The 4,845-nt window shown below is 70.5% G+C and carries 3 protein-coding genes and 3 tRNA genes; 1 reads left to right on the top strand and 5 read right to left on the bottom strand.

Annotation, left to right across the window (positions count from 1 at the left end):
- Positions 1-326: 326 nt before the first annotated feature.
- The 4 genes from TAE01_RS20300 to TAE01_RS20285 all read right to left on the bottom strand — a co-directional run bounded on the left by TAE01_RS20300 (position 327) and on the right by TAE01_RS20285 (position 2,020).
- Positions 327-401 (bottom strand) — tRNA-Val (locus TAE01_RS20300).
- A 44-nt stretch (positions 402-445) separates the two neighbouring features.
- Positions 446-516 (bottom strand) — tRNA-Cys (locus TAE01_RS20295).
- Positions 517-544: 28 nt separating this feature from the next.
- A tRNA-Gly gene (locus TAE01_RS20290) sits at positions 545-617 on the bottom strand.
- Between the two features lie 89 nt (positions 618-706).
- Entirely contained in the window at positions 707-2,020 is a 1,314-nt protein-coding gene (locus TAE01_RS20285) for a YihY/virulence factor BrkB family protein (RefSeq protein WP_147068619.1), read from the bottom strand.
- Between the two features lie 102 nt (positions 2,021-2,122).
- On the opposite strand from TAE01_RS20285, the gene TAE01_RS20280 reads away from it, so the two are divergent.
- On the top strand, positions 2,123-3,763 hold the full coding sequence (locus TAE01_RS20280; RefSeq protein ID WP_186815321.1) for an acyl-CoA dehydrogenase family protein: 1,641 nt from the start codon (positions 2,123-2,125) through the stop codon (positions 3,761-3,763).
- Between the two features lie 42 nt (positions 3,764-3,805).
- Here the strand turns inward: TAE01_RS20280 and TAE01_RS20275 are convergent, their stop codons facing one another.
- Positions 3,806-4,771, bottom strand: a complete 966-nt coding sequence (locus TAE01_RS20275) for a polyphosphate kinase 2 family protein (RefSeq protein ID WP_147068618.1) — start codon at positions 4,769-4,771, stop codon at positions 3,806-3,808.
- Positions 4,772-4,845 lie beyond the last annotated feature (74 nt).

Raw genomic sequence — 4,845 nt, 5'->3', positions numbered from 1 at the left:
CCTCCCGCCACGATGCGTTGAAGCGCTCAGGAGCCACAAACTGGCACAGCTCCACCAGCGCGAGGCTGCCGGCGACTCGTGGAACGCCCCCTATCTCGTCATCTGCACCCGCACCGGAGGAGCGCTCGATCCCGCGAATGTGCGGGTGCAGAAGCCATGGACCGGATCTTGGGCCCAGAGCCGTAGGTCGATTCGCCTGGCGCCAGGGTCCGCGCGGTGATCGATAGTCACTCACTTAGTCACTCAGCACAGGCTCGCGGCAACCGGACCTACACAAAAGAACAGCCCCTGACCGGCGTTTCCGCTGGTCAGGGGCTGTTTCGTGCTGGTGGGCGATACTGGGTTTGAACCAGTGACCTCTTCCGTGTCAAGGAAGCGCGCTACCGCTGCGCCAATCGCCCGTGGGTGGTGCTTGTCCTGCTGGGTACTTCATGGTGTCTCACCGAGGTGGAGACGGGATTTGAACCCGTGTACGCGGCTTTGCAGGCCGCTGCCTCGCCTCTCGGCCACTCCACCGTGGAAGGCAAGTGGATCTTTGCCTCCGAGCGGACGACCGGGCTCGAACCGGCGACCTCAACCTTGGCAAGGTTGCGCTCTACCAACTGAGCTACGTCCGCGGAACACCAGCGTTGTAACTTCCCGCTCGGTGCTTGGTAGACATTAGCCGATCGATCCACGAGATACAAAACCGGCTCCGACCACCCCGTCACGGTCGCCCGGCACCCCTTCCGGGACCCCTTCCGGGACCCCTTCCGGGACCCCCGTCGGGGTCGCGATCCGGCGCTCGGTCACGGCCCGCGTCGGCCCCTCGGCCCGACACCACCTCGGTCGCCTCCTCGACGCCGCGGGCCCCTTCACCGACCCCGCGGCGCAGGGCCGTCTTGATGGGTCCGGCGTCCGTGCTCTCGAACTGCTGGTCGCGTCCGCGACGCGTGCCCTCCTGCGCGCCAGCGTCGGCGGCCTCACCGCCAGCTCCAACGCCGGCGCCAACGGCCCTACCGCGGGCTTCGCCGACGATGCCGATGTCGAGACCGTCGGCGGTCAAGGGCGGGTCGGCGCCGGCGTCACCACGCGCGAGCAGGCCACCGGCGCCCTCCCGCGCCCAGTTGACGAGGCGAACGTCGACGCCCTCGTGAAGGGCGACGGGCCACAGGGTGCGCACTGCCGCGTTGAGTCCTGCGCCGATGAGGATGGCGACGGCGAGCGCGTACAGCCACACGAGCAGCACGATGGGAGTGCTGAGGGGGCCGTAGATCGACGAGCCGCCCATCGAGGCCTCGAGCGAGATCCGCACGACGAAGGAGGCGCCGACCCAGATCGCCATGGCGAGCACGGCGCCGGGGATGTTGCGCCGCCACGGACTCCGCTGGGGCGTGGACACGTGGTACATCGAGGCGAGGAGCATGACGCTGAAGACGATGAGGGTCGGCCAGTAGAGCGCCTTGGTGACCGTGGCAGCTGCGTCGGGCAGCCAGGAGGCCAGCAGCCCGGGGCCCAGCAGCATCAGGGGCAGCACGACGACCGCCGACAGGATGCCGAACGTGTAGAGCAGCAGGCTGAACGCGCGCAGGTGCACGATGCCGCGGGCGTCCTTCTGCCCGTACATGATCGACACCGTGTCGACGAAGACGTTGAGGGCACGCGACCCCGACCACAGCGACAGGATGAAGCCGACCGAGATGATGTCGGCGCGCCCGTCGCGCAGGACGTCGTCGATCGTCGGCAGCAGCAGCTCGTTGATGCTCGACTCGGTGAGGAAGCGCGAGGCATACACCTGGATCGCTGAGACGATGCTGTGGATCGTGTCGTCGCCGATCCAGCCGCCGACGAAGCCGAGACCGCCGAACAGCCCGAGGACGAGGGGCGGCAGGCTGAGCAGCATGAAGAAGGCGCCCTCGGCGGCGAGGCCGGTGACGCGGTAGCGCAGGCAGACCCGGATCGTCTCGAGGGTCAACCTCGCCAACGGGATGCCCCACGGGACCCGCTCCGCCACTGCCCGCACCCTCGTCCGCACGCTCATCGCCTCCGAGGCTAACGGGGGCCGGGCGAGGTGGTCGTCGGTGACCTTCGCGACACGCGCGCCCCGGGTCGCCGCGGGCGCCCGCCGCCTAGTCTCGTCCGGGTGAGCACACACGAGGTGACCAACCAGGTGCCGCCCTTCGTCGGGCGTCATTTCCTCACCGACGACGCGGCGCTGCGCGAGTCGGTCGACCGCTGGGCCGGGCCCGGGGCTCTCGCCGAGCTCGCACCGCTCGGTGCGCTCGCCGGTTCGCAGGAGGCGCAAGAGCACGCCCGGCTCGCCGACGGCAACCCCCCGGTCCTGCGCACCCACGACGCCCGCGGCAACCGCGTCGACGAGGTCGAGTTCCACCCGTCGTGGCACTGGCTCATGACCCGAGCCGTGGGCGCCGGGCTCACCGCCGAGCCGTGGACGGTCTCCCCCGGGAGCGGGGCACACGTGCGTCGCGCCGCGGGCTTCGTGCTGTGGTCCCGCGTCGAGGCCGGGCACGGCTGCCCCGTCTCGATGACGTATGCCGCGGGCTCGGCCCTGCGACACGACCGCACCCTGGGCGACCGCTGGCTCCCGGCGCTCGCGAGCCGGCACTACGACTTCGGCATCCGGCCCGTGACGCAGAAGGCCGGCGCCATCTCGGGCATGGGCATGACCGAGAAGCAGGGCGGCTCGGACGTGCGCAGCAACACCACTCAGGCCACGCCGACACCGGGTGGTCCGCTGCCCGGCGAGACGTACCGCCTGACGGGCCACAAGTGGTTCTGCTCGGCGCCGATGAGCGACGTCTTCCTCGTGCTGGCCCAGGCACCCGGTGGGCTCACCTGCTTCGTCGTGCCGCGTGCCCTCGACGACGGCTCGCGCAACGCCTTCGCCCTCCAACGGCTCAAGGACAAGCTCGGCAACCACTCCAACGCCTCGAGCGAGGTCGAGCTCGACGGCACCTGGGGCAGTCGCCTCGGCGACGAGGGACGCGGTGTCCGCACGATCATCGACATGGTGGGCGCGACGCGGCTGGACTGCGTCCTCGGGTCGACGGCGACGATGCGTGACGCCGTCTCGCGCGCCGTGCACCATGCCCGTCACCGCACCGCCTTCGGGGCCTCCCTCGTCGACCAGCCGCTCATGCGCAACGTGCTGGCCGACCTCGCGCTCGAGGCCGAGGCGGCGACGGTGCTCGGCCTGCGCCTCGCGCACGCCGTCGATGCCGGCGAGACCGAGCTCGCCCGGCTCGGCGTGGCGCTCGGCAAGTTCTGGGTGTGCAAGCGGACCTCACCGATGGTCGCCGAGGCGCTCGAGTGCCTCGGGGGCAACGGCTACGTCGAGGAGAACGGTCTCGCCCGCCTCTACCGGGAGGCGCCCCTCAACTCGATCTGGGAGGGATCCGGCAACGTCAACGCCCTCGACGTCGTCCGCGCGGTGACCCGCGAGCCGACCAGTCTCGAGGCGCTGACGAAGGAGCTCCACGAGGTGCGCGGACGCAGCGCCGAGCTCGACGCACACGTGGACTCCGCTCTGGCACAAGCCCGTTCGCTCGATCCGACCTCAGCGGCTGCCGCGTTCGGCGCGCGGTCGGTCGTCGAGGCGTTGGCCCTGGCGCTCCAGGCGAGCCTGCTCGTGCAGCACTCCCCCGGGCCCGTGGCCGACGCGTTCGTCGCCAGCCGGGTCGGCGGACGCCGAGGGCATACGTTCGGCTCCCTCGACGTCGACCTCGCCGGCGCCGCGTCCAGCGTCATCGAGCGCGCCGGCTGACCTCGGCCGGACTGCGAATCCCTTGGCCGGCATGCTCTCGCCTCAGCTGGCGGCCAACCGCTTCTTCTCCGCCTCGACGTCGAAGTCAGCCTGGGGCCACTGGAGGTTCAGACCCCGCAGGGCCTCGAGGAGGAGCTGCTGCACGGCGAGACGTGCGTACCACTTGCGGTCGGCCGGCACGACGTGCCACGGGGCGCCCACCGTCGACGTCTTGTCGAGGACGGCCTGGTAGGCCTCCATGTAGGCCCCCCAGTGCGCCCGCTCGTCGACGTCGCCGGGGTTGTACTTGTAGAACTTGTCGGGACGGTCCAGCCGCTCGGCGAGGCGTGACCGCTGCTCGTCCCGGGAGATGTGCATCATCACCTTGACGACGGTCGTCCCGGCCGAGATCGCCCGACGCTCGAAGGCGTTGATCTGCGCGTAGCGCTTGGTCCACACCGCTTCGGGGACCAGCTCGTGCACCCGCACCACGAGCACGTCCTCGTAGTGAGACCGGTCGAAGACACCGAGCTGACCCGCCCCTGGCAGAGCCTTGTCGATGCGCCAGAGGAAGTCGTGCGCCAGCTCCTCCTTGGTCGGCGCCTTGAACGCCGTCGCCTTGACGCCCTGCGGGTTGACCGAGATGACGTGGCGCATGATGCCGCCCTTGCCCGAGGTGTCCATGCCCTGGACGACGAGCAGCACCGACCGTCGGGCACCCGCCGTGCCCTCGGCGAAGAGCCGCTCGAGCAGGTCGGACAGCTCGGACTCGCACGCCTTGAGGGCGGCTTTTCCCGCGAGCTTGTCGCCGGTGAAGCCCGGCGTCGCCGAGGTGTCGACGTCGGCGAGGACGAAGCCCTTGCCGACGCGCAGCGCGTTGGCGACGTCCCTGATCTCCTCGACCGCCTCGGCCTCGTGCTCAGCGACCGCCTCGTCCTCGCTGGCCTGCTGCAGCACCTCCTCGAGCGCCGCCTTGCTCGCCTTCTGCTTCGCGGACTTCCTGCTCTTGCCTTTCGCGCCCTTGCCCATGGCGCCATCCTGCCGGAACGCGCGCCGACACGACGGGATGCGAGGACGTCGATCGCGCGGCCCGGGGGGGGGGG

Source organism: Terrabacter aerolatus (genome assembly GCF_007991735.1).
Classification (GTDB): Bacteria; Actinomycetota; Actinomycetes; order Actinomycetales; family Dermatophilaceae; genus Terrabacter; species Terrabacter aerolatus.
This window is presented reverse-complemented; position numbering and strand designations above follow the sequence as displayed.

Bases quoted from the DNA above. Each gene is read 5' to 3' on its own strand.
- TAE01_RS20285 (WP_147068619.1), bottom strand. From the start codon at position 2,020: ATGAGCGTGCGGACGAGGGTGCGGGCAGTGGCGGAGCGGGTCCCGTGG.
- TAE01_RS20275 (WP_147068618.1), bottom strand. From the start codon at position 4,771: ATGGGCAAGGGCGCGAAAGGCAAGAGCAGGAAGTCCGCGAAGCAGAAG.